The sequence below is a fragment of the Paenibacillus sp. JNUCC 34 genome, assembly GCF_058269055.1.
Map to the genome: position 1 here is coordinate 698,273 of NZ_CM177770.1, position 24,721 is coordinate 722,993.

Annotated in this window: 2 protein-coding genes; both read left to right on the plus strand. The window is 37.6% G+C overall.

Annotation, left to right across the window (positions count from 1 at the left end):
- Positions 1-13: 13 nt before the first annotated feature.
- Positions 14-13,924, plus strand: coding sequence for an amino acid adenylation domain-containing protein (locus AC2TF5_RS03200; protein ID WP_491300834.1), 13,911 nt, complete (start codon positions 14-16; stop codon positions 13,922-13,924).
- A complete protein-coding gene (locus tag AC2TF5_RS03205) occupies positions 13,924-24,672 on the plus strand; it encodes a non-ribosomal peptide synthetase (protein ID WP_491300835.1) in 10,749 nt (3,582 codons plus the stop codon). The genes AC2TF5_RS03200 and AC2TF5_RS03205 overlap by 1 nt, the downstream gene beginning before the upstream one ends.
- Positions 24,673-24,721: the final 49 nt, after the last annotated feature.

The following is a 24,721-nucleotide window of genomic DNA, read 5'->3' on the forward strand; positions in this document are numbered from 1 at the left end:
GGATGGGTATAAAATGAACAAAAAACTTAATAAAGATAGCATTGTAAATATAATGAATCTAACCAGCACCCAAGAGGGAATGCTATTTCATTATGCTAGTGATACAACCAGTGAACAATATCACGAACAATTAAGTATAAATATTTTAGGTGATATGAATCTGGATTTATTACAAAAATCATGGGATTTTGTAATAAAATCGAATGAAATGTTAAGGACTATTTTTAGATGGAAGGGAATAGACAAACCAGTTCAAATAGTGCTTACAGAACATGAAATGAAAATCAAGTATTTTGATCTCACAAATGAGATTGATAAAAACAAACTGGAAAAAATTAAATTAGAGGATTTAAATCATAGAATAGATCTAACAAGTGAAACTTTGAGAGTTTACTTGTGTAAATTAGATGACAACACTCATGAAATGATTATAAGCAATCATCATATTTTATTTGATGGTTGGAGTAATGGCATAATTTTAAAAGAACTCATGAGCACATATAATTCCCTATACGAAAATAGAGAAGTGAAAAAAGTAAATAAAGTGAGCTTTAGTGAATTTATAAAATATTTAAATGGTACTGATAAAGAAAAAGAAAAAAAATATTGGACTAACTATCTGAATAATATGGATGAGAAGTCTGACTTTTTCCAGTGTAAAGTGATGGGAAGTAATAAGGAAATAGTATATAAAGTAAACGAAAATAAGGTACATGCAATTATAGAATTTGCGAAAGCAAATAAGATTTTATTGTCATCGATATTGTATGGGGCATGGGGAATATTACTTCATAAACTGAGTAATTCAAAGGAAGTATTGTTCGGTACAACCGTATCAGGCAGACCAGAAAGCCTTAAATCAGTAGATGATATGGTTGGATTATTTATAAATACTATACCTTTAAAGGTAAAAATTGACAATAATATTCAGATTATTGATTTAATGAGAGAAATGAATTTAGTTCTTAGCGAAAGAAAATTATATGAAAATACGCCTTTGATTGATATCAGGGAATATTGTGCTTTGAAATATAATGAAGAAATGTTTAATTCAATAGTAACTATTGAAAATTACCCTTTAGACGTAAATTTAAACAGGGGAAATGTTTTATCCATACAAGATTTTTCAATAAAAGAAAAAACGAATTACAACATGGCTTTAGAAATACTCACTTTTAACGGGATTGAATTTAAATTTAACTTTAACAGTTTATCAATAGGTGAAAGTCTAGTTGGAAAGTTAGGGGGGGGCTTAGAGAGAATTATAGATATTTTAATAACCGAACCTAATGCCGGAATAGAGGAAATAAGCATATTATCCGAAGAAGAAAAAAATCAGGTGTTATATGAATTTAACGATACTAAGGCGGACTATCCACTTAATAAGACAATATATGAATTATTTGAAGCCCAAGTGGAAAAAAATCCGGATAATACTGCAGTAGTATTTGAAAACGAAGCCTTAACGTATAAAGAGTTGAATGAAAAAGCAAACAGCCTCGCAAGAGTATTAAGAGATTATGGGGTTAAGGCTGATTCGATCGTGGGAATAATGGTCGAGAGATCTTTAGAAATGATAGTAGGAATAATGGCGATATTAAAGGCCGGTGGAGCGTATTTACCAATAGATCCAGGATTTCTGAATAATAGAATGAAATATATACTTGAGGATAGTGGAACTGAAATTTTAATCACACAAGAGAAACTAATAAATAAAGTAGATTTTAAAGGGAAACAAATAAATTTAAATGATCACAATTTGTATTTAAATGGTAAAGATAACTTAGATAAAATTAATACTTCAAAGAATTTAGCATACATAATCTATACATCGGGAAGTACTGGAATGCCTAAAGGGGTAATGATTGAACATTATTCAGTTATAAACAGGCTTCTGTGGATGCAAAAAAAATATCCGATAACTTCAGATGATGTGATTTTACAAAAAACAACGTATATTTTTGATGTTTCCGTTTGGGAGTTAATCTGGTGGTCACTAGTAGGGGCTAGTGTATGTTTACTTCCACAAGGTGGAGAAAAAGATGTAAAATTGATCACGGAAACTATAAAGCATAAAAATATTACAGTTCTTCATTTTGTGCCTTCTATGTTAAATCTTTTTCTAGACTATGTTGAAAAAGAAAAAAAGCAAAAAGACGTTAAAGCACTCAAACAAGTTTTCTCAAGTGGAGAAGCTCTTACTTTAAATCAAGTCAATAGGTTTAATGAAAATTTATTTAATAACTATAAAATCAAACTTTGCAATTTGTATGGGCCGACAGAGGCAACTGTAGATGTTTCATATTTTGACTGTTCTCCTATTAATAATCTCAAAATGGTCCCTATTGGAAAACCAATAGATAATATAAAACTATCTATTGTAGACAAAAATATGAATGTTCAACCAATAGGAGTTGCTGGAGAATTATGCATTTCGGGAGTTGGGATAGCAAGAGGATATCTTAACAAACCGGAACTAACCGCAGCAAAATTTGTGGATAATCCATTCGAATCCGGTACAAAGATGTATAGAACGGGAGATTTGGCAAGATGGCTGCCTGACGGAAACATCGAATTCTTAGGAAGAATGGATTATCAAGTTAAAATACGCGGATTTAGAATAGAACTGGGTGAAATTGAAAGTAATATCCTTCATTATGAAGGAGTAAAAGAAGCGGTAGTCCTAGACCGAGAAGATGAAAATGGGAACAAGTATCTTTGCGCCTATATCGTCTCAGCGAATGAATTAACCGTAGGAGAGCTAAGAAAACATTTATCTGAAAAACTTCCGGAATACATGATCCCATCCTATTTCGTACAGTTGGATAAAATGCCAATCACACCGAATGGAAAGCTCGACCGAAAGGCATTACCAGAGCCAGACGGCAGTATATCCACAGGTACGGAGTATGAAGCGCCAAGAAATGAAATGGAAGAGGAACTGGCGAAGGTATGGAGTGAAGTATTAGAGGCAGAACGCATAGGGATCAACGATAACTTCTTTGAATTAGGAGGACATTCCTTAAAGGCAACCGTGCTGATCTCCAGAATGCATAAAGCATTCCATGTAGAAGTGCCGCTTAGAGAAATGTTTAAGTCACCGACCATCAAAGGGATCAGTGAATATATCACAAGTATGGAAACGGCGAGTACGTATTCTTCCATACAGGTGGTAGAGAAGAAGGAAACCTATGAAACGTCTTCGGCACAAAAGGGATTGTATTTGCTTCAGCAATTTGACCTAAACAACACGGGATACAATATGTCTGAAGTCTTAGTGATAGAAGGAGCCCTCGATGCAGACCGACTAGAGGAAACGTTCAAAAGCTTAATTAAGAGACATGAAACCTTAAGGACATCTTTTGAAATAATAGAAGATAAGATCGTTCAAAGGGTAAATGAAAATGTTGATTTTACGCTCAAGCGTTATGAAGCGGATACCGAGCAGGCTGCAGAGGCTATCATAGAAGATTTTGTAAGGGCATTTGATCTAAGGCAGGCACCGTTACTGAGAGTAGGGCTGATAAAACAGGAAGAACATAAGCATATCTTACTGTTCGATATGCATCACATCATATCCGATGGCGTATCCACAGGGATATTAAGAGAAGATTTCGCAAGGATATATGAAGGCCATGAACTGGAGCCTTTGCGAATTCAATATAAAGACTATGCTGCATGGCAGAACAACATCTTGCAATCCGAAGAAATGCAAAAGCAAAGAGAATATTGGATCGGTCAGTACAGCGATGAAGTGCCTGTGTTAAACATGCCGACAGACTTTCCAAGACCGTCAGTGCAAAGTTTTGAAGGGGATCGAGTAAGTTTCGAGTTAGATCGGGAATTAACACAGCTATTAAAACGAGTAACGCAAGAAACCGGAAGTACCATGTATATGGTGCTTTTGTCGGCAGCAAACATCTTGTTGTCAAAATACAGCGGACAAGAAGATATTATTGTGGGCAGCCCCATCGCGGGAAGAGTGCATGCAGATTTAGAGAATATTATAGGGATGTTTGTAAATACGCTTGCCTTGAGAAACTACCCGGCAGGAAACAAGAGCTACGAAGAATTCCTCAAGGAAGTCAAGAAAAGTGCGTTACAAGCCTATGAAAACCAAGACTACCAGTTTGAAAAATTAGTTAAGGATATAGGTATAACTAGGGATATTAGCAGAAGCCTATTGTTTGATGTCATGTTTAAAATGCAAAACTTTGATTCAAAAGAGAATGAATTAGAAAATTTAGCGTTAAAAAATTATAACCTAGCTAATATTGTAGCACGATTCGATCTGGAATTTTCAGCAAGCGAGATGGAAGAGACTATTATCTTCCAGCTGGATTACAGCACGAAGTTATACAACAGAGAAACCATAGAAAGAATGATAAAGCATTTTGTAAACATACTGAAAGCAGTCACGGCGGATCGAAAGATTAAGCTACATGAAATAGATATGCTGACAGCAGAAGAAAACCAGTTACTGCTTCATAAATTTAATGATACGTATGCGGATTACCCGAGAGAAAAGACCATGCAGCAGCTGTTTGAAGAACAGGTAGAAAGAACACCGGATCATATAGCCGTGATCTTCGAAGAAGAGAAACTCACCTACAGAGAATTAAATGAGAAGGCCAACCGATTGGCCAGAACGCTGCGGACTAAAGGTGTAGGGACAGATACGATCGTAGGAATCATGATGGAACGATCTCTGGAAATGCTCATCTCTATTCTGGGAATCATGAAAGCTGGCGGAGCTTATCTGCCAATAGATGTGAAGTATTCAAAGGACAGAATAGACTATATCTTGCAAGATAGCACAACCCAATTGGTAATCACCAAAGATCCGTATCGGGAGCAAATGAGAGCGAACTCTGGTATTGAAACGGTATCCTTCACCCGTTTAGAGCTAGATGATCAAGACGCACATAATTTGGAACAGGTGAGCCAACTCCATGATTTAGCTTATGTGATTTATACATCAGGAAGTACGGGCAAACCTAAAGGCGTCATGATCGAACAAGCCGGAATGGTGAATCATTTATATGCGAAAATAAAGGATATCAAAATAGATGAGACAAGTGTGATTGCGCAAAATGCATCACATTGTTTTGATATCTCGGTCTGGCAGTTCCTGGCTTCCATTGTCGTTGGCGGAAAAGTAGTGATTTATTCAGATGAATTGATATTAAGTCCAGTGAACTTTATCAAACAGGTGATTAAAGATGAAATAAGCATTTTAGAAGTGGTTCCAACCTATTTATCGGCGATGCTCACAGAAATGAAGCAAGCAAAACTGGAACTGCCCTCTCTGAAATATCTGTTGGTCACCGGAGAGGTGCTGCAAGGAAAATCGACAAAAGAATGGTTTAGTTTATATGAAAATATAAAAATGGTCAATGCATATGGCCCAACAGAGGCTTCGGATGATATCACGCATTATGTGATCGATTCCAAATATGAGAATGATGTAGTGCCAATAGGGAAACCTGTGCAAAACATGAACATTTATATATTGAATCAGAATCAATTATGTCCTGTGGGAGTCATTGGGGAATTATGTGTTTCGGGAATTGGTGTAGGCAGAGGATATCTTAACAAACCGGAACTAACCGCAGAAAAATTTGCGGATGATCCATTTGAAGCTGGTACAAAGATGTATAGAACCGGAGATTTGGCAAGATGGCTGCCTGACGGAAACATCGAATTCTTAGGAAGAATGGATTATCAAGTTAAAATACGCGGATTTAGAATAGAGTTGGGTGAGATTGAAAGTAATATCCTTCATTATGAAGGAGTAACAGAAACGGTCGTCCTAGACCGGGAAAATGAAAACGGGAAAAAGTATCTTTGCGCCTATATCGTCTCAGCGAATGAATTAACCGTAGGAGAGCTAAGAAGACATTTATCTGAAAAACTTCCGGAATACATGATTCCATCCTATTTCGTACAGTTGGATAAAATGCCAATCACACCGAATGGGAAGGTTGACCGAAAGGCATTACCAGAGCCAGATGGCAGTATATCCACGGGTACGGAGTATGAAGCGCCAAGAAATGAAATGGAAGAGGAACTGGTAAGGATCTGGAGTGAAGTATTAGAGGCAGAACGCATAGGGATCAACGATAACTTCTTTGAATTAGGAGGACATTCCTTAAAGGCAACCGTGCTGATCTCCAGAATGCATAAAGCATTTCATGTAGAAGTGCCGCTTAGAGAAATGTTTAAGTCGCCGACGATCAAAGGGATCAGTGAATATATCAGAAGTATGGAAACGGTGAGTATGTATTCCTCCATACAGGCGGTAGAGCAGAAGGAAAGCTATGAAGCATCTCCGGCACAAAAGAGAATGTATTTGCTTCAGCAATTCGACCTGGGAAGTACAGGATACAATATGCCGGGAGCCCTGGTAGTAGAAGGAGCCCTCGATGCAGACCGGCTCGAAGAAACATTTAAAAGCTTAATCCAGAGACATGAAACCTTAAGGACATCTTTTGAAATGATAGAAGATAAGATCGTTCAAAGGGTACATGAAAATGTGGATGTTGCACTTGAGCATTATGAAGCGGATACCGAGCAGGCTGCAGATTCCATAATAGACGATTTTGTAAGGTCATTTGATCTCAGTCAGGCCCCGATACTGAGAGTAGGGCTGATCAAACAGGAAGCCCATAAGCATATCTTACTGTTCGATATGCATCACATCATATCCGATGGCGTATCCATGGGCATATTAATCGGCGAATTCGCCAAGCTGTATGAAGGCCATGAACTGGAACCTTTGCGAATTCAATATAAAGACTATGCTGCATGGCAGAACAACATCTTGCAATCCGAAGAAATGCAAAAGCAAAAAGAATATTGGATCGGTCAGTACAGCGATGAAGTGCCTGTATTAAACATGCCGACAGACTATCCAAGACCGCTGGTGCAAAGTTTTGAAGGGGAAAGTATCCGCTTTGAGCTGGACCGGGAATTAACAACGTTATTAAAGCAAGCAGCGCAAGAAACCGGAAGTACCATGTATATGGTGCTTTTGTCGGCAGCAAACATCTTGTTGTCAAAATACAGCGGACAAGAAGATATTATTGTGGGCAGCCCGATCGCGGGCAGACCGCATGCGGATTTAGAGAATATTATAGGGATGTTTGTAAATACGCTTGCCTTGAGAAACTACCCGGCAGGAAACAAGAGCTACGAAGAATTCCTCAAGGAAGTCAAGGAAAGTGCGTTACAAGCCTATGAAAACCAGGATTATCAATTCGATGAATTGGTAGAGCATTTAAACATTCCAAAGGATATCAGCAGAAATCCATTATTTGATGTCATGTTTACGGTGCAAAATTTTGATTCAAATGAGATTAAGCTAGAAGGCTTGGTCTTGCAAGAATATCAGCAGGAAAGTAAAATTTCTAAATTCGATCTGGAATTTTCAGCAAGCGAGATGGAAGAGACTATTATTTTCCAGTTGGATTACAGCACGAAGTTATACAACAGAGAAACCATAGAAAGAATGATAAAGCATTTTGTAAACATACTGAAAGCTATCACGGCGGATCGAAAGATTAAGCTACATGAAATAGATATGCTGACAGCAGAAGAAAAACAGTTACTGCTTCATGAATTTAATGATACGTATGCGGAATATCCGAAAGAAAAGACCCTGCAGCAGTTGTTTGAAGAACAGGTAGAAAGAACGCCGGATCATATAGCCGTGATCTTCGAAGAAGAGAAACTCACCTACAGAGAACTGAATGAGAAGGCCAACCGATTGGCCAGAACGCTGCGAACCAAAGGAGTAGGGACAGACACGATCGTAGGAATCATGATGGAACGATCTCTGGAAATGCTTATCTCTATTCTAGGAATCATGAAAGCTGGCGGGGCTTATCTGCCAATAGATGTGAAGTATTCAAAGGACAGAATAGACTATATCTTGCAAGATAGCACAACCCGATTGGTAATCACCAAAGATCCGTATCGGGAGCAAATGAGAGCGAGCTCTGGGATTGAAGCGGTATCCTTCACCCGTTTGGAGCTGGATGAACAAGACGCACATAATTTGGAACCGGTAAGCCAACTTCATGATTTAGCTTATGTGATTTATACATCAGGAAGTACGGGCCAGCCTAAAGGCGTTATGATCGAACAAGCCGGAATGCTGAACCATTTATATGCGAAAATAAAGGATATCCAAATAGATGAGACAAGTGTGATTGCACAAAATGCATCGCATTGTTTTGATATCTCGGTCTGGCAGTTCCTGGCTTCTATTGTCGTTGGCGGAAAAGTAGTGATTTATTCAGATGAATTGATATTAAGTCCAGTGAACTTCATCAAACAGGTGATTAAAGATGAAATAAGTATTTTAGAAGTGGTTCCAACCTATTTATCGGCGATGCTCACAGAAATGAAGCAAGCAAAACTGGAACTGCCCTCTCTGAAATATCTGTTGGTCACCGGAGAGGTGCTGCAAGGAAAGTCTACAAAAGAATGGTTTAGTTTGTATTCAGATATAAAAATGGTCAATGCATATGGCCCGACAGAAGCTTCGGATGATATCACGCATTATTTGATCGATTCCAAATATGAGAATGATGTAGTGCCAATAGGGAAACCTGTGCAAAACATGAACATTTATATATTGAATCAGAATCAATTATGTCCTGTGGGAGTCATTGGTGAATTATGTGTTTCGGGAATTGGTGTAGGCAGAGGATATCTTAACAAACCGGAACTCACTGCAGAAAAATTTGCGGATGATCCATTTGAAGCTGGTACAAAGATGTATAGAACCGGAGATTTGGCAAGATGGCTGCCTGACGGAAACATCGAATTCTTAGGAAGAATGGATTATCAAGTTAAAATACGCGGATTTAGAATAGAGTTGGGTGAGATTGAAAATAATATCCTTCATTATGAAGGAGTAACAGAAACGGTCGTTCTAGACCGGGAAGATGAAAACGGGAAAAAGTATCTTTGCGCCTATATCGTCTCAGCGAATGAATTAACCGTAGGAGAGCTAAGAAAACATTTATCTGAAAAACTTCCGGAATACATGATCCCGTCCTATTTCGTACAGTTGGATAAAATGCCAATCACACCGAATGGGAAGGTTGATCGAAAGGCATTACCAGAGCCAGACGGCAGTATATCCACAGGTACGGAGTATGAAGCGCCAAGAAATGAAATGGAAGAGGAACTGGCGAAGGTATGGAGTGAAGTATTAGAGGCAGAACGCATAGGGATCAACGATAACTTCTTTGAATTAGGAGGACATTCCTTAAAGGCAACCGTGCTGATCTCCAGAATGCATAAAGCATTCCATGTAGAAGTGCCGCTTAGAGAAATGTTTAAGTCGCCGACGATCAAAGGGATCAGTGAATATATCAGAAGTATGGAAACGGTGAGTATGTATTCCTCCATACAGGCGGTAGAGCAGAAGGAAAGCTATGAAGCATCTCCGGCACAAAAGAGAATGTATTTGCTTCAGCAATTCGACCTGGGAAGTACAGGATACAATATGCCGGGAGCCCTGGTAGTAGAAGGAGCCCTCGATGCAGACCGGCTCGAAGAAACATTTAAAAGCTTAATCCAGAGACATGAAACCTTAAGGACATCTTTTGAAATGATAGAAGATAAGATCGTTCAAAGGGTACATGAAAATGTGGATATTACACTTGAGTGTTATGAAGCGGATACCGAGCAGGCTGCAGATTCCATAATAGACGATTTTGTAAGGTCATTTGATCTCAGTCAGGCCCCGATACTGAGAGTAGGGCTGATCAAACAGGAAGAAGAAAAGCATATCTTACTGTTCGATATGCATCACATCATATCCGATGGCGTATCCATGGGCATATTAATCGGCGAATTCGCCAAGCTGTATGAAGGCCATGAACTGGAACCTTTGCGAATTCAATATAAAGACTATGCTGCATGGCAGAACAACATCTTACAATCGGAAGAAATGCAAAAGCAAAAAGAATATTGGATCGGTCAGTACAGCGATGAAGTGCCTGTATTAAACATGCCGACAGACTATCCAAGACCGCTGGTGCAAAGTTTTGAAGGGGAAAGTATCCGCTTTGAGCTGGACCGGGAATTAACACCGTTATTAAAGCAAGTAACGCAAGAAGCCGGAAGTACCATGTATATGGTGCTTTTGTCGGCAGCAAACATCTTGTTGTCAAAATACAGCGGACAAGAAGATATTATTGTGGGCAGCCCGATCGCGGGCAGACCGCATGCGGATTTAGAGAATATTATAGGGATGTTTGTAAATACGCTTGCCTTGAGAAACTACCCGGCAGGAAACAAGAGCTACGAAGAATTCCTCAAGGAAGTCAAGGAAAGTGCGTTACAAGCCTATGAAAACCAGGATTATCAATTCGACGAATTGGTAGAGCATCTAAACATTCCAAAGGATATCAGCAGAAACCCGTTATTCGATGTCATGTTTACGATGCAAAACTTCGATTCAGAACATATGGAACTCGCAAACCTGGCGTTTAAGGATTATGAGCAGGAACATAAGATATCCAAATTTGATTTAACCATAACCGCAGAAGAGCTAGAAGAAACGATTGAATTGGATTTTGAATACAGCACGAAGTTATATGGCAGAGAAACCATAGAAAGAATGATAAAGCATTTTGTAAATATACTGAAAGCTATCACGGCGGATCGAAAGATTAAGCTACATGAAATAGACATGCTGACAGCAGAAGAAAAACAGTTGCTGCTTTATGAATTTAATGATACGTATGCGGATTACCCGCGAGAAAAGACCGTGCAGCAGCTGTTTGAAGAACAGGTAGAAAGAACGCCGGATCATATAGCCGTAATCTTCGAAGAAGAGAAACTCACCTACAGAGAACTGAATGAGAAGGCCAACCGATTGGCCAGAACACTGCGGACTAAAGTTATAGGGCCAGATACGATTGTAGGAATCATGGTGGAAAGATCATTAGAAATGATCGTAGGAATCATGTCTATCCTAAAAGCAGGAGGAGCCTACTTGCCGATCGACCCGGCATACCCGCAAGAAAGAATAAAATATATGCTGGACGACAGCAGAAGCAAAGTGTTGTTGAGTACCGCTGCATTAACGGAAGCTATGGAATACGATGGTGAAGTGATCGATCTGACTGTTGAGGACTCATTTAATGGTGATCCGAGTAATCCAGAGCTGATAAACAGTCCGAAAGACTTGGCATATATTATTTATACTTCAGGAACAACAGGTAATTCTAAAGGAGTGATGGTTGAACATCGAAATCTTATAGCATATATATATGCATTTTTAGATGAATTTAATTTAAGTGATAAAGACACGTTCCTCCAGCAGGCAACATATTGTTTTGATGGTTTTGTAGATGAGGTATATCCCGTACTTTTAAGTGGCGGAAAATTTGTTATATGCAATAAGTACGATGCCCTAGATATTAGAAAATTGGAGTATCTAGTAACTAATCATCATATCAGTATAGTAAGCTGTTCTCCTTTATTTTTAAATGAATTAAATAAGAGCAATAATCTAAGTTCTATACACACCTTTATAAGCGGAGGAGATGTTTTAAAAGCTGAGTATTTTAATAACCTAATAAGCGATGCTAGAGTATATAACACATATGGTCCAACAGAGACTACAGTATGTGCAACTTATTATAAGTACGAAAAAAATAATGCTAATAATATACCTATAGGAAAACCTATCTCAAACTATAGAGCATATATTTTAGATGGAGACAGGAACTTACTTCCAATAGGTGTAGCCGGAGAGTTATATATAGCCGGAGATGGAGTAGCAAGAGGATATTTGAATAAAGCTCAATTAGCTAGTGAGAGATTTGTTGAAAGTCCCTTTGAACCTGGAGTAATAATGTACCGTACAGGTGATCTTGTAAGATGGTCGTCAGACGGAAATATAGAGTTTTTGGGAAGAGCAGACCATCAGGTTAAGATACGTGGATTTAGAATAGAACTTGGCGAGATAGAAAGCAAAATATTAACTTATATGGACGTTAAGGAAAGCATAGTTCTAGATAGAATAGACGAACGAGGTAATAAATATCTTTGTGCGTATATAGTATCGGAACAGGAATTAACAATTGGAGAGTTAAGAACATATTTATCAAAGACGCTTCCAGAGTATATGATCCCATCCTACTTCATACAGTTGGGTAAAATGCCAATCACATCAAACGGAAAGTTAGACAGAAGGCTGCTACCAGAACCAGATGGAAGTATAGCCACAGGAAAAGAGTACGAAGCACCGAGAAATGAGATTGAAGAAAAGCTTTGTTCAGTTTTTGAAGAGGTACTCGGGAGAGAAAAAATAAGTATAAATGATAGTTTCTTTGAACTTGGTGGGGATTCGATAAAAGCTATACAAATATCATCGAGAGTATATAATTATGGATTCAAATTGGAAATTATAGATATATTCAAAAATCAAATAATTAAAGAAATTGCACAGCATGTTGAAAATTTAGAGATATTCTATAGTCAAGAGACTGTAGAAGGAGATGTTGTTCTTACTCCAATTCAAATATGGTTTTTCGAAAGAAACTTTATTGCTCCACATCATTGGAACCAATCTGTAATGCTTTACAGAAAGGAAACATTTGATGAAACAATAGTCAGAACCGTGTTTGAGAAAATACTGTTACATCATGATGCACTAAGAATGATTTACGTTGAAAATGGAGACAGTATAATCCAAATGAATAAAGGTAACTATAGCGAAACCTATGAATTTAATATATTCGATTTTAGGGGAAAGGGAAATTACGAAGAAGAGATTACGAAGACATGTAATACTCTCCAAGCGAGTATGAATCTTAATGAAGGACCTCTTGTTAAGGTTGGACTATTTAAAACAGATGACGGAGATCATATGTTGATAGTTATCCATCACCTGGTAGTAGATAGCGTGTCATGGAGAATAATACTCGAAGATTTCTCATTAGGTTACAGCCAGTATATTAATGGTGAAGAAATTGTGTTCCCGAATAAGACTAGTTCATACAGGGAATGGGCTCAAAAATTAAGAGACTATTCTTTAAACCGAGGACTATTAAAAGAAATTGAGTATTGGAAGCAGATAGAAAATAGTGAAATTGAGTTACTGCAAAAAGATAATGAATGTAGCGTGAATACAATAACCCATACGAAGAAACTGGATATTGTGTTCTCAATGGAACAAACAGATATGTTATTACACAAAGCTAACGTAGCATACAATACTGAAATAAATGATCTATTGATTGCAGCTTTGGGATTAACAATTAAAGATTATATGAAGCAAGACAAAACGATAATAAATATTGAAGGAGATGGAAGGGATCAGATATTAAAAAATGTTGATATATCAAGGAGCGTTGGATGGTTTACATCCCAATATCCAGTAATACTAGATATGACAAATTCTAAAGATATAGGATATGTAGTGAAAAGCGTTAAAGAGAACCTAAGACATGTTCCTAATAAAGGAATAGGTTATGGTGTACTGAAATATTTAACAGATAAAGATCAGTTGAATGGAATGCTTTTCAAACAAAATCCTGAAATAAGTTTTAACTATTTAGGAGAATTTGATCAGAATGTACCAACAGAATTATTTACAATATCCAATGTAAACAATGGGATATCTGTGGGCGATAGTAATAATGTTTTAACTAACCTGAGTTTTACTGGAATTGTTATAGATAACAAATTGAATATATCTGTGGAATTTAATACAGGTGATTACTCTAAGACTACAATGCAGAATATTTTGCAGGGGTATAGGGATAACTTATGTACAATAATTGAACATTGTGCATTAAAGGAAGGAGTAGAACTAACTCCAACTGACCTCGGGGATGACGAACTCACATTAGAAGAACTTGAGTATTTGAGTAGTTTTGGAGGCGAAGAATAATGGGGATGAATCCAAACATTAAAAAAATCTACCCGTTAACATCAATGCAAGAAGGGATGTTATTTCATTCTCTATTTGATGAAGAACATGATGTGTATGTTACAAGTGAAGTGCTAACTATTCATGGGCAACTGGATGTAGATATTTTCGAAAATAGTTTTAATAAATTGATTGAGCGATATGACATATTAAGAACAGTATTTGTTTATGAAAATCTAAGTAAGCCAAGGCAACTTGTCTTTAAGAAGAGGAATGCCAAGATATATTTTGAAGATGTAACGGAACTAGAGAATGAGCAGAAGAAAAAGCACATTGAAATGTTAATTGAAAATGATAAGAATCAGGGCTTTAATCTTTCCAAAGATATTTTAATGAGAATATCCGTACTAAAGACAAACGAAGAGGAGTATATGGTGATGCTAAGTCATCACCATATACTTATGGACGGATGGTGTATGGGGATCATCATTGGTGAATTTTTCACCATTTACAATGGTCTTAAAAACGGCAGTACACCAAACTTAAATCCGGTTTATCCATATTCGAACTATATAAAATGGCTGAATAATCAAGATAAGGAAGAGGCTAAGAAATATTGGAGTGAATACCTTGTAGATTACGATAATAATGCAATTGTTCCTTGCAAGAAGCGTAATAAGGACGGATCCGGCTACATACTACACAAATCATGCTTCAGTTTAGGGGAGGATTTAACAAATAAAATAAAGGAAGTAGCGAAAGCTAATCAGGTTACCGATTATACAATAGTTCAAGCTATATGGGGAATACTTCTTCAAAAATACAACAATACAAATGATGTTATATATGGATCTGTAGTTTCAGGAAGAAATCCAGAGGTTGAGGGAATCGAAACAATGGTGGGACTATTTATAAATACAGTTCCCGTCAGAGTGAAATGTGACCAGTCTGTAAAATTTAAGGACATTATTAAAAAGTTGAATACTGAGTCTATTTTAGCGACTAAATATAGTTATTATCCACTTGCTGAAATACAGGCTTTTTCAAACCTAAGGAATGAATTAATAAACAATATAATAGCTTTTGAAAACTTCCCTATGGAAAAGGAAGTGAAAAATAACAGCCGGGACGGTTCTTTAGGGTTTACTGTAGAAAATATTACAACTAGCGTACGCACAAATTATGATTTTAATATAACGATATTTATGGAAGGTACGTTGGATTTAGAATTCTTGTTTAATGAGGCTGTATATGATCAGAAAACGGTTGAGATGATAGGCCGTCATTTTGAAAATATAGCAAAATGTGTGGTGGAAAATGATGAAGTATTGATTGAAGATATTGAAATGATTGGAAGAGAAGAAAAAGATAAGATTTTGCTTCATTATAACGGCACTAGAAAGGAGTATCCAGGAGATAAAACTATACAGGAATTATTCGAAGAACAAGTAGAAAAAACTCCGGATCATATAGCTGTAGTATTTGAAGATGAGAAATTAACTTATAGGGAATTAAATGATAAAGCAAATGGTCTTGCAGGAATATTAAGGACCAAAGGAGTAGTGTCAGATACGATAGTTGGAATAATGGTGGAACGTTCTCTTGAAATGATAGTAGGGATCGTAGCAATTCTTAAAGCTGGGGGAGCGTATCTTGCGATAGATCCAAATTATCCGAATGAAAGAATAGAATATATGCTAAGAGATAGTTCTAGTAAATTGCTATTGAGTAAAGAAGCATTAGATGAAAATATAGTATTTGACGGTGAAATAATCGATTTGCTTGGAACGGATATGACTTATGCAGAGTTAAGCAATCTGAATAAAATAAATAATTCAAGTGATCTGGCATATGTTATCTATACCTCTGGAACAACTGGTCATCCTAAAGGGGTAATGTGTGAACATAAGAATATTGTTAGATTGGTTAAAAGTACGAATTATATAGAATTTCAAGAAAATGATAAAATTCTCCAAACTGGGTCTATGGTATTTGATGCTTCTACGTTTGAAGTTTGGGGTGCTTTATTAAACGGTTTAGAATTACATTTAACGCCAAAGGAAACTATTATTTTTCCAGAGCTTCTAGAGAAGATTATTATCGAAAAGAATATCACCATTTTATGGTTAACATCTGAGCTCTTTAATCAAATAGCAGAAGAAAATATAACCATGTTCAAAAAATTGAGGTGCTTATTGGTTGGCGGGGATGTTTTATCACCCAAGTATATTAACCTTGTAAGAAAAGAGTGTAAAGAACTTAAAATTATAAATGGATATGGTCCAACTGAAAATACAACTTTTTCGACTACTTATTTAATAGAAGAAACAGATGAGACTAATATACCGATTGGCAAACCTATATCCAATTCAAGAGCTTACGTAGTAGATAAAAATTACATGCTTATGCCAGTAGGGATTTATGGAGAATTATGCGTCAGTGGAGATGGACTTTCGAGAGGATATCTCAACAAACCGGAACTCACCGCAGAAAAATTTGTGGATGATCCATATGAATCTGGTACAAAGATGTATAGAACCGGAGATTTAGCCAGGTGGCTGCCTGACGGAAACATCGAATTCTTAGGAAGAATGGATTATCAAGTTAAAATACGCGGATTTAGAATAGAGCTGGGTGAGATCGAAAGAAATATATTAGCTTATGAAGAAGTAAAAGAAGCAGTCGTTCTAGACCGGGAAGATGAAAACGGGAAAAAGTATCTTTGCGCCTATATCGTCTCAGCGAATGAATTAACCGTAGGAGAGCTAAGAAAACATTTATCTGAAAAACTTCCGGAATACATGATCCCGTCCTATTTCGTACAGTTGGATAAAATGCCAATCACACCGAATGGGAAGGTTGATCGAAAGGCATTACCAGAGCCAGACGGCAGTATATCCACAGGTACGGAGTATGAAGCGCCAAGAAATGAAATGGAAGAGGAACTGGCGAAGGTATGGAGTGAAGTATTAGAGGCAGAACGCATAGGGATCAACGATAACTTCTTTGAATTAGGAGGACATTCCTTAAAGGCAACCGTGCTGATCTCCAGAATGCATAAAGCATTCCATGTAGAGGTGCCGCTTAGAGAAATGTTTAAGACACCGACCATCAAAGGGATCAGTGAATATATCAGAAGTATGGAAACGGTGAGTATGTATTCCTCCATACAGGCGGTAGAGCAGAAGGAAAGCTATGAAGCATCTCCGGCACAAAAGAGAATGTATTTGCTTCAGCAATTCGACCTGGGAAGTACAGGATACAATATGCCGGGAGCCCTGGTAGTAGAAGGAGCCCTCGATGCAGACCGGCTCGAAGAAACATTTAAAAGCTTAATCCAGAGACATGAAACCTTAAGGACATCTTTTGAAATGATAGAAGATAAGATCGTTCAAAGGGTACATGAAAATGTGGATGTTGCACTTGAGCATTATGAAGCGGATACCGAGCAGGCTGCAGATTCCATAATAGACGATTTTGTAAGGTCATTTGATCTCAGTCAGGCCCCGATACTGAGAGTAGGGCTGATCAAACAGGAAGAAGAAAAGCATATCTTACTGTTCGATATGCATCACATCATATCCGATGGCGTATCCATGGGCATATTAATCGGCGAATTCGCCAAGCTGTATGAAGGCCATGAACTGGAACCTTTGCGAATTCAATATAAAGACTATGCTGCATGGCAGAACAACATCTTGCAATCCGAAGAAATGCAAAAGCAAAAAGAATATTGGATCGGTCAGTACAGCGATGAAGTGCCTGTATTAAACATGCCGACAGACTATCCAAGACCGCTGGTGCAAAGTTTTGAAGGGGAAAGTATCCGCTTTGAGCTGGACCGGGAATTAACAACGTTATTAAAGCAAGCAGCGCAAGAAACCGGAAGTACCATGTATATGGTGCTTTTGTCGGCAGCAAACATCTTGTTGTCAAAATACAGCGGACAAGAAGATATTATTGTGGGCAGCCCGATCGCGGGCAGACCGCATGCGGATTTAGAGAATATTATAGGGATGTTTGTAAATACGCTTGCCTTGAGAAACTACCCGGCAGGAAACAAGAGCTACGAAGAATTCCTCAAGGAAGTCAAGGAAAGTGCGTTACAAGCCTATGAAAACCAGGATTATCAATTCGATGAATTGGTAGAGCATTTAAACATTCCAAAGGATATCAGCAGAAATCCATTATTTGATGTCATGTTTACGGTGCAAAATTTTGATTCAAATGAGATTAAGCTAGAAGGCTTGGTCTTGCAAGAATATCAGCAGGAAAGTAAAATTTCTAAATTCGATCTGGAATTTTCAGCAAGCGAGATGGAAGAGACTATTATTTTCCAGTTGGATTACAGCACGAAGTTATACAACAGAGAAACCATAGAAAGAATGATAAAGCATTTTGTAAACATACTGAAAGCTATCACGGCGGATCGAAAGATTAAGCTACATGAAATAGATATGCTGACAGCAGAAGAAAAACAGTTACTGCTTCATGAATTTAATGATACGTATGCGGAATATCCGAAAGAAAAGACCCTGCAGCAGTTGTTTGAAGAACAGGTAGAAAGAACGCCGGATCATATAGCCGTGATCTTCGAAGAAGAGAAACCCACCTACAGAGAACTGAATGAGAAGGCCAACCGATTGGCCAGAACGCTGCGAACCAAAGGAGTAGGGACAGACACGATCGTAGGAATCATGATGGAACGATCTCTGGAAATGCTTATCTCTATTCTAGGAATCATGAAAGCTGGCGGGGCTTATCTGCCAATAGATGTGAAGTATTCAAAGGACAGAATAGACTATATCTTGCAAGATAGCACAACCCGATTGGTAATCACCAAAGATCCGTATCGGGAGCAAATGAGAGCGAGCTCTGGGATTGAAGCGGTATCCTTCACCCGTTTGGAGCTGGATGAACAAGACGCACATAATTTGGAACCGGTAAGCCAACTTCATGATTTAGCTTATGTGATTTATACATCAGGAAGTACGGGCCAGCCTAAAGGCGTTATGATCGAACAAGCCGGAATGCTGAACCATTTATATGCGAAAATAAAGGATATCCAAATAGATGAGACAAGTGTGATTGCACAAAATGCATCGCATTGTTTTGATATCTCGGTCTGGCAGTTCCTGGCTTCTATTGTCGTTGGCGGAAAAGTAGTGATTTATTCAGATGAATTGATATTAAGTCCAGTGAACTTCATCAAACAGGTGATTAAAGATGAAATAAGTATTTTAGAAGTGGTTCCAACCTATTTATCGGCGATGCTCACAGAAATGAAGCAAGCAAAACTGGAACTGCCCTCTCTGAAATATCTGTTGGTCACCGGAGAGGTGCTGCAAGGAAAGTCTACAAAAGAATGGTTTAGTTTGTATTCAGATATAAAAATGGTCAATGCATATGGCCCGACAGAAGCTTCGGATGATATCACGCATTATTTGATCGATTCCAAATATGAGAATGATGTAGTGCCAATAGGGAAACCTGTGCAAAACATGAACATTTATATATTGAATCAGAATCAATTATGTCCTGTGGGAGTCATTGGTGAATTATGTGTTTCGGGAATTGGTGTAGGCAGAGGATATCTTAACAAACCGGAACTCACTGCAGAAAAATTTGCGGATGATCCATTTGAAGCTGGTACAAAGATGTATAGAACCGGAGATTTGGCAAGATGGCTGCCTGACGGAAACATCGAATTCTTAGGAAGAATGGATTATCAAGTTAAAATACGCGGATTTAGAATAGAGTTGGGTGAGATTGAAAATAATATCCTTCATTATGAAGGAGTAACAGAAACGGTCGTTCTAGACCGGGAAGATGAAAACGGGAAAAAGTATCTTTGCGCCTATATCGTCTCAGCGAATGAATTAACCGTAGGAGAGCTAAGAAAACATTTATCTGAAAAACTTCCGGAATACATGATCCCGTCCTATTTCGTACAGTTGGATAAAATGCCAATCACACCGAATGGGAAGGTTGATCGAAAGGCATTACCAGAGCCAGACGGCAGTATATCCACAGGTACGGAGTATGAAGCGCCAAGAAATGAAATGGAAGAGGAACTGGCGAAGGTATGGAGTGAAGTATTAGAGGCAGAACGCATAGGGATCAACGATAACTTCTTTGAATTAGGAGGACATTCCTTAAAGGCAACCGTGCTGATCTCCAGAATGCATAAAGCATTCCATGTAGAAGTGCCGCTTAGAGAAATGTTTAAGTCGCCGACGATCAAAGGGATCAGTGAATATATCAGAAGTATGGAAACGGTGAGTATGTATTCCTCCATACAGGCGGTAGAGCAGAAGGAAAGCTATGAAGCATCTCCGGCACAAAAGAGAATGTATTTGCTTCAGCAATTCGACCTGGGAAGTACAGGATACAATATGCCGGGAGCCCTGGTAGTAGAAGGAGCCCTCGATGCAGACCGGCTCGAAGAAACATTTAAAAGCTTAATCCAGAGACATGAAACCTTAAGGACATCTTTTGAAATGATAGAAGATAAGATCGTTCAAAGGGTACATGAAAATGTGGATATTACACTTGAGTGTTATGAAGCGGATACCGAGCAGGCTGCAGATTCCATAATAGACGATTTTGTAAGGTCATTTGATCTCAGTCAGGCCCCGATACTGAGAGTAGGGCTGATCAAACAGGAAGAAGAAAAGCATATCTTACTGTTCGATATGCATCACATCATATCCGATGGCGTATCCATGGGCATATTAATCGGCGAATTCGCCAAGCTGTATGAAGGCCATGAACTGGAACCTTTGCGAATTCAATATAAAGACTATGCTGCATGGCAGAACAACATCTTACAATCGGAAGAAATGCAAAAGCAAAAAGAATATTGGATCGGCCGTTACAGCGATGAAGTGCCTGTGTTAAATATGCCGACAGACTATCCAAGATCGCTGGTGCAAAGTTTTGAAGGGGAAAGTATCCGCTTTGAGCTGGACCGGGAATTAACACCGTTATTAAAGCAAGTAACGCAAGAAACCGGAAGTACCATGTATATGGTGCTTTTGTCGGCAGCAAACATCTTGTTGTCAAAATACAGCGGACAAGAAGATATTATTGTGGGCAGCCCGATCGCGGGCAGACCGCATGCGGATTTAGAGAATATTATAGGGATGTTTGTAAATACGCTTGCCTTGAGAAACTACCCGGTAGGAAACAAGAGCTACGAAGAATTCCTCAAGGAAGTCAAGGAAAGTGCGTTACAAGCCTATGAAAACCAGAATTATCAATTCGACGAATTGGTAGAGCATCTAAACATTCCAAAGGATATCAGCAGAAACCCGTTATTCGATGTCATGTTTACGATGCAAAACTTCGATTCAGAACATATGGAACTCGCAAACCTGGCGTTTAAGGATTATGAGCAGGAACATAAGATATCCAAATTTGATTTAACCATAACCGCAGAAGAGCTAGAAGAAACGATTGAATTGGATTTTGAATACAGCACGAAGTTATATGGCAGAGAAACCATAGAAAGAATGATAAAGCATTTTGTAAACATACTGAAAGCAGTCACGGCAGATCGAAAGATTAAGCTGCATGAAATAGACATGCTGACAGCAGAAGAAAAGCGGATGCTGCTTCATGAATTTAATGATACGTATGCGGATTATCCGCGGGAAAAGACCGTGCAGCAGCTGTTTGAAGAACAGGTAGAAAGAACACCGGATCATATCGCAGTGATCTTTGAAGAAGAGAAACTCACCTACAGAGAACTGAATGAGAAGGCCAACCGATTGGCCAGAACACTGCGGACTAAAGTTATAGGGCCAGATACGATTGTAGGAATCATGGTGGAAAGATCATTAGAAATGATCGTAGGAATCATGTCTATCCTAAAAGCAGGAGGAGCCTACTTGCCGATAGACCCAGCATACCCGCAAGAAAGAATAAAATATATGCTGGACGACAGCAGAAGCAAAGTGTTGTTGAGTACCGCTGCATTAACGGAAGCTATGGAATACGATGGTGAAGTGATCGATCTGACTGTTGAGGACTCATTTAATGGTGATCCGAGTAATCCAGAGCTGATAAACAGCCCGAAAGACTTGGCATATATTATTTATACTTCAGGAACAACAGGTAATTCTAAAGGAGTGATGGTTGAACATCGAAACGTTGTCAGACTCATGTTTAATGATAACAATCGCTATGGCTTTCATGCGAATGATGTATGGACAATGTTTCATTCATATTGTTTTGATTTTTCAGTATGGGAAATGTATGGAGCCTTGCTTTATGGAGGAAAACTTGTTTTAGTATCGAAAGAAAGTGCGACTGATTCAGAAGAATTCTTAAAGATACTAAAAAAAGAGAAAGTAACCATACTTAATCAAATACCAACTCCGTTTTATGGACTAATGAATCAGGAATTAAAGTGTAGTGATAAAGAATTAAAATTAAGATATGTAATATTCGGTGGGGAAATGTTAAAACCGGAAGTTTTAAAAGATTGGATAGAAAAGTATCCTGAAATAAAAATGGTGAATATGTATGGGATAACAGAGACAACTGTACATGTTACTTATAAAGAGATAAAAACTGAGGACATAGAAAGAGGAATTAGTAATATTGGAAATCCAATTCCAACATTAACTGTGTATATAATGGATAATAATTTGAATCTCCAACCAATAGGGGTAGCCGGAGAAATCTGTGTTGGAGGAGAAGGGGTTACCAGAGGGTACTTAAACAGAAAAGAACTAACTGAAGAAAAGTTCCTGGAAAATCCGTACAAAACAAATGAGAAAATTTATAGATCAGGTGATTTAGGCCGAATTCTTTCAAACGGAGATATTGAATATTTAGGGAGAATAGACCACCAAGTGAAAATTCGCGGATTTAGAATAGAGCTTGGTGAGATTGAAAGTAACATTCTTAATTATGAAGACGTACAAGAAGTGATTGTACTAGACCGAGAAGATGAAAATGGGAATAAATATCTTTGTGCCTATATCGTCTCAGCGAATGAATTAACTATAGGAGAGATAAGGACACATTTATCCGAAAAACTGCCGGAATATATGATTCCATCTTATTTTGTACAGTTGGATAAAATGCCAGTCACATCCAACGGGAAGATTGATCGAAAGGCAATGCCAGAGCCGGATGGCAGTATAGCAACAGGTACAGAGTATGCAGCACCAAGAAATGAAATAGAAGAAAAACTGGTATGTATTTGGAGCGAAATATTAGAGGTAGAACGCATAGGAATAAATGATAATTTTTTTGAACTGGGTGGCCATTCTTTAAAGGCAGTACAATTAATTAATTTAATACAAAGGGAATTTGATATTAAGATATTTTTGAAGGATATCTATAATTCCCCTAATATTTCATCTTTGTCTGAAAAAATAAAGAGTAGTGAAAATCATGTCTCTATTTATAGTGAAATAACACCTTTGCCAAAACAAGATGCGTATGAACTTTCTTACGCTCAAAAGAGATTATGGATCCTTAATCAGTTGGAACCAAACAGTCCAGCATATAATATGTCTGAATATTTCACACTGTTCGAAGAGGTGGATCCTACAGTTATACAAAACATATTTAATATTCTTCTGCAAAGACACGAGGCGTTTAGAACACGATTTGTAGATCATGATGGAGTAGTTCAGATCATTGATGAACATGTTAATGTCAATATTGAGGAGGAAGACTTATCCACCCTGGGGCAAGAAGAAAAAGCTAAGGAAAGAACAAGAATATATGAAGAAATGGCTAATAAAATATTCAATCTAAATGAAGGAGCGCTTATATATGTAAAGTTAGTTAAAATAACTGCATATGAATATGATTTGATTTATTGTATGCATCATATTATTTCTGACGGTTGGTCTTTAGAAGTATTGAAAAAAGAGTTCTTCTTAATGTACGAAGCATATAAGCAAGGAAGGCAATATAAGTTAGAACCTTTAAAAATACAATATAAAGACTTTGCAGCATGGCAGAACAGGTTGATTGAAAATAAGGAAATGACACAACTGGCTAAGACCTACTGGTTTGAACAGTTAAGTGGAGAAGTTCCGATTTTAAAGTTACCAGTAGATTATCATTCTAATAACCTGAATGAAAAAGAAAGTAGTGGATACAGAATTGCTCTTGAGGGAGCAACAAAAGATAAATTAAAGGAACTAGCTCAAGAAAATGGTATTAGCCTTTTTGTAGTAATGCTAACCACTTTTAAATTCTTTTTATCTGATCTAACAAAACAGAGAGATATATTAATAGGAACTGCGGCATTTGGTAGAGAACATGCAGATTTACAAAACGTAATAGGCTATTTTATAAATACCACAATTCTTAGAAACGAAATTGATATGGGAGAAAGTCTTGTTGATTTAATGAAAAGAATAAATGAAAACACATTGGGTGCATTAGAGAATCAGAGCTACCCATTGGAATTAATTGTAGACGAATTAAAGATTAATTATCCAAAGATATCTGCGTTTTTCAACATGTTGAATATGGGGGGGAGTACCAAGGAATATATTGATGATTTTAGTTTTTATCATGTTGAAAGAGTGCAAGATACTAAATTTGATTTAGTATGGTACGTTACTGAGTATGCAAATGGAATAGAAATTATGTGTAATTATCCTTTAGGATTGTTTGAACCTTTAACAATTGAATATATGATGCAAAGATATGTATTGCTTTTGGATAAAGTATTAACAGATACAAGTAAGTTACTTGGAGAATATGTTGTAGATAAGACAAAAAGAAAAATCTAAATCTAAATAATATTTAATTATCCCATGAAGGGTAGCATTTTCATGGGAT

Coding starts and splice junctions, on each gene's coding strand:
- AC2TF5_RS03200 (WP_491300834.1), top strand. CDS start 14: ATGAACAAAAAACTTAATAAAGATAGCATTGTAAATATAATGAATCTA.
- AC2TF5_RS03205 (WP_491300835.1), top strand. CDS start 13,924: ATGGGGATGAATCCAAACATTAAAAAAATCTACCCGTTAACATCAATG.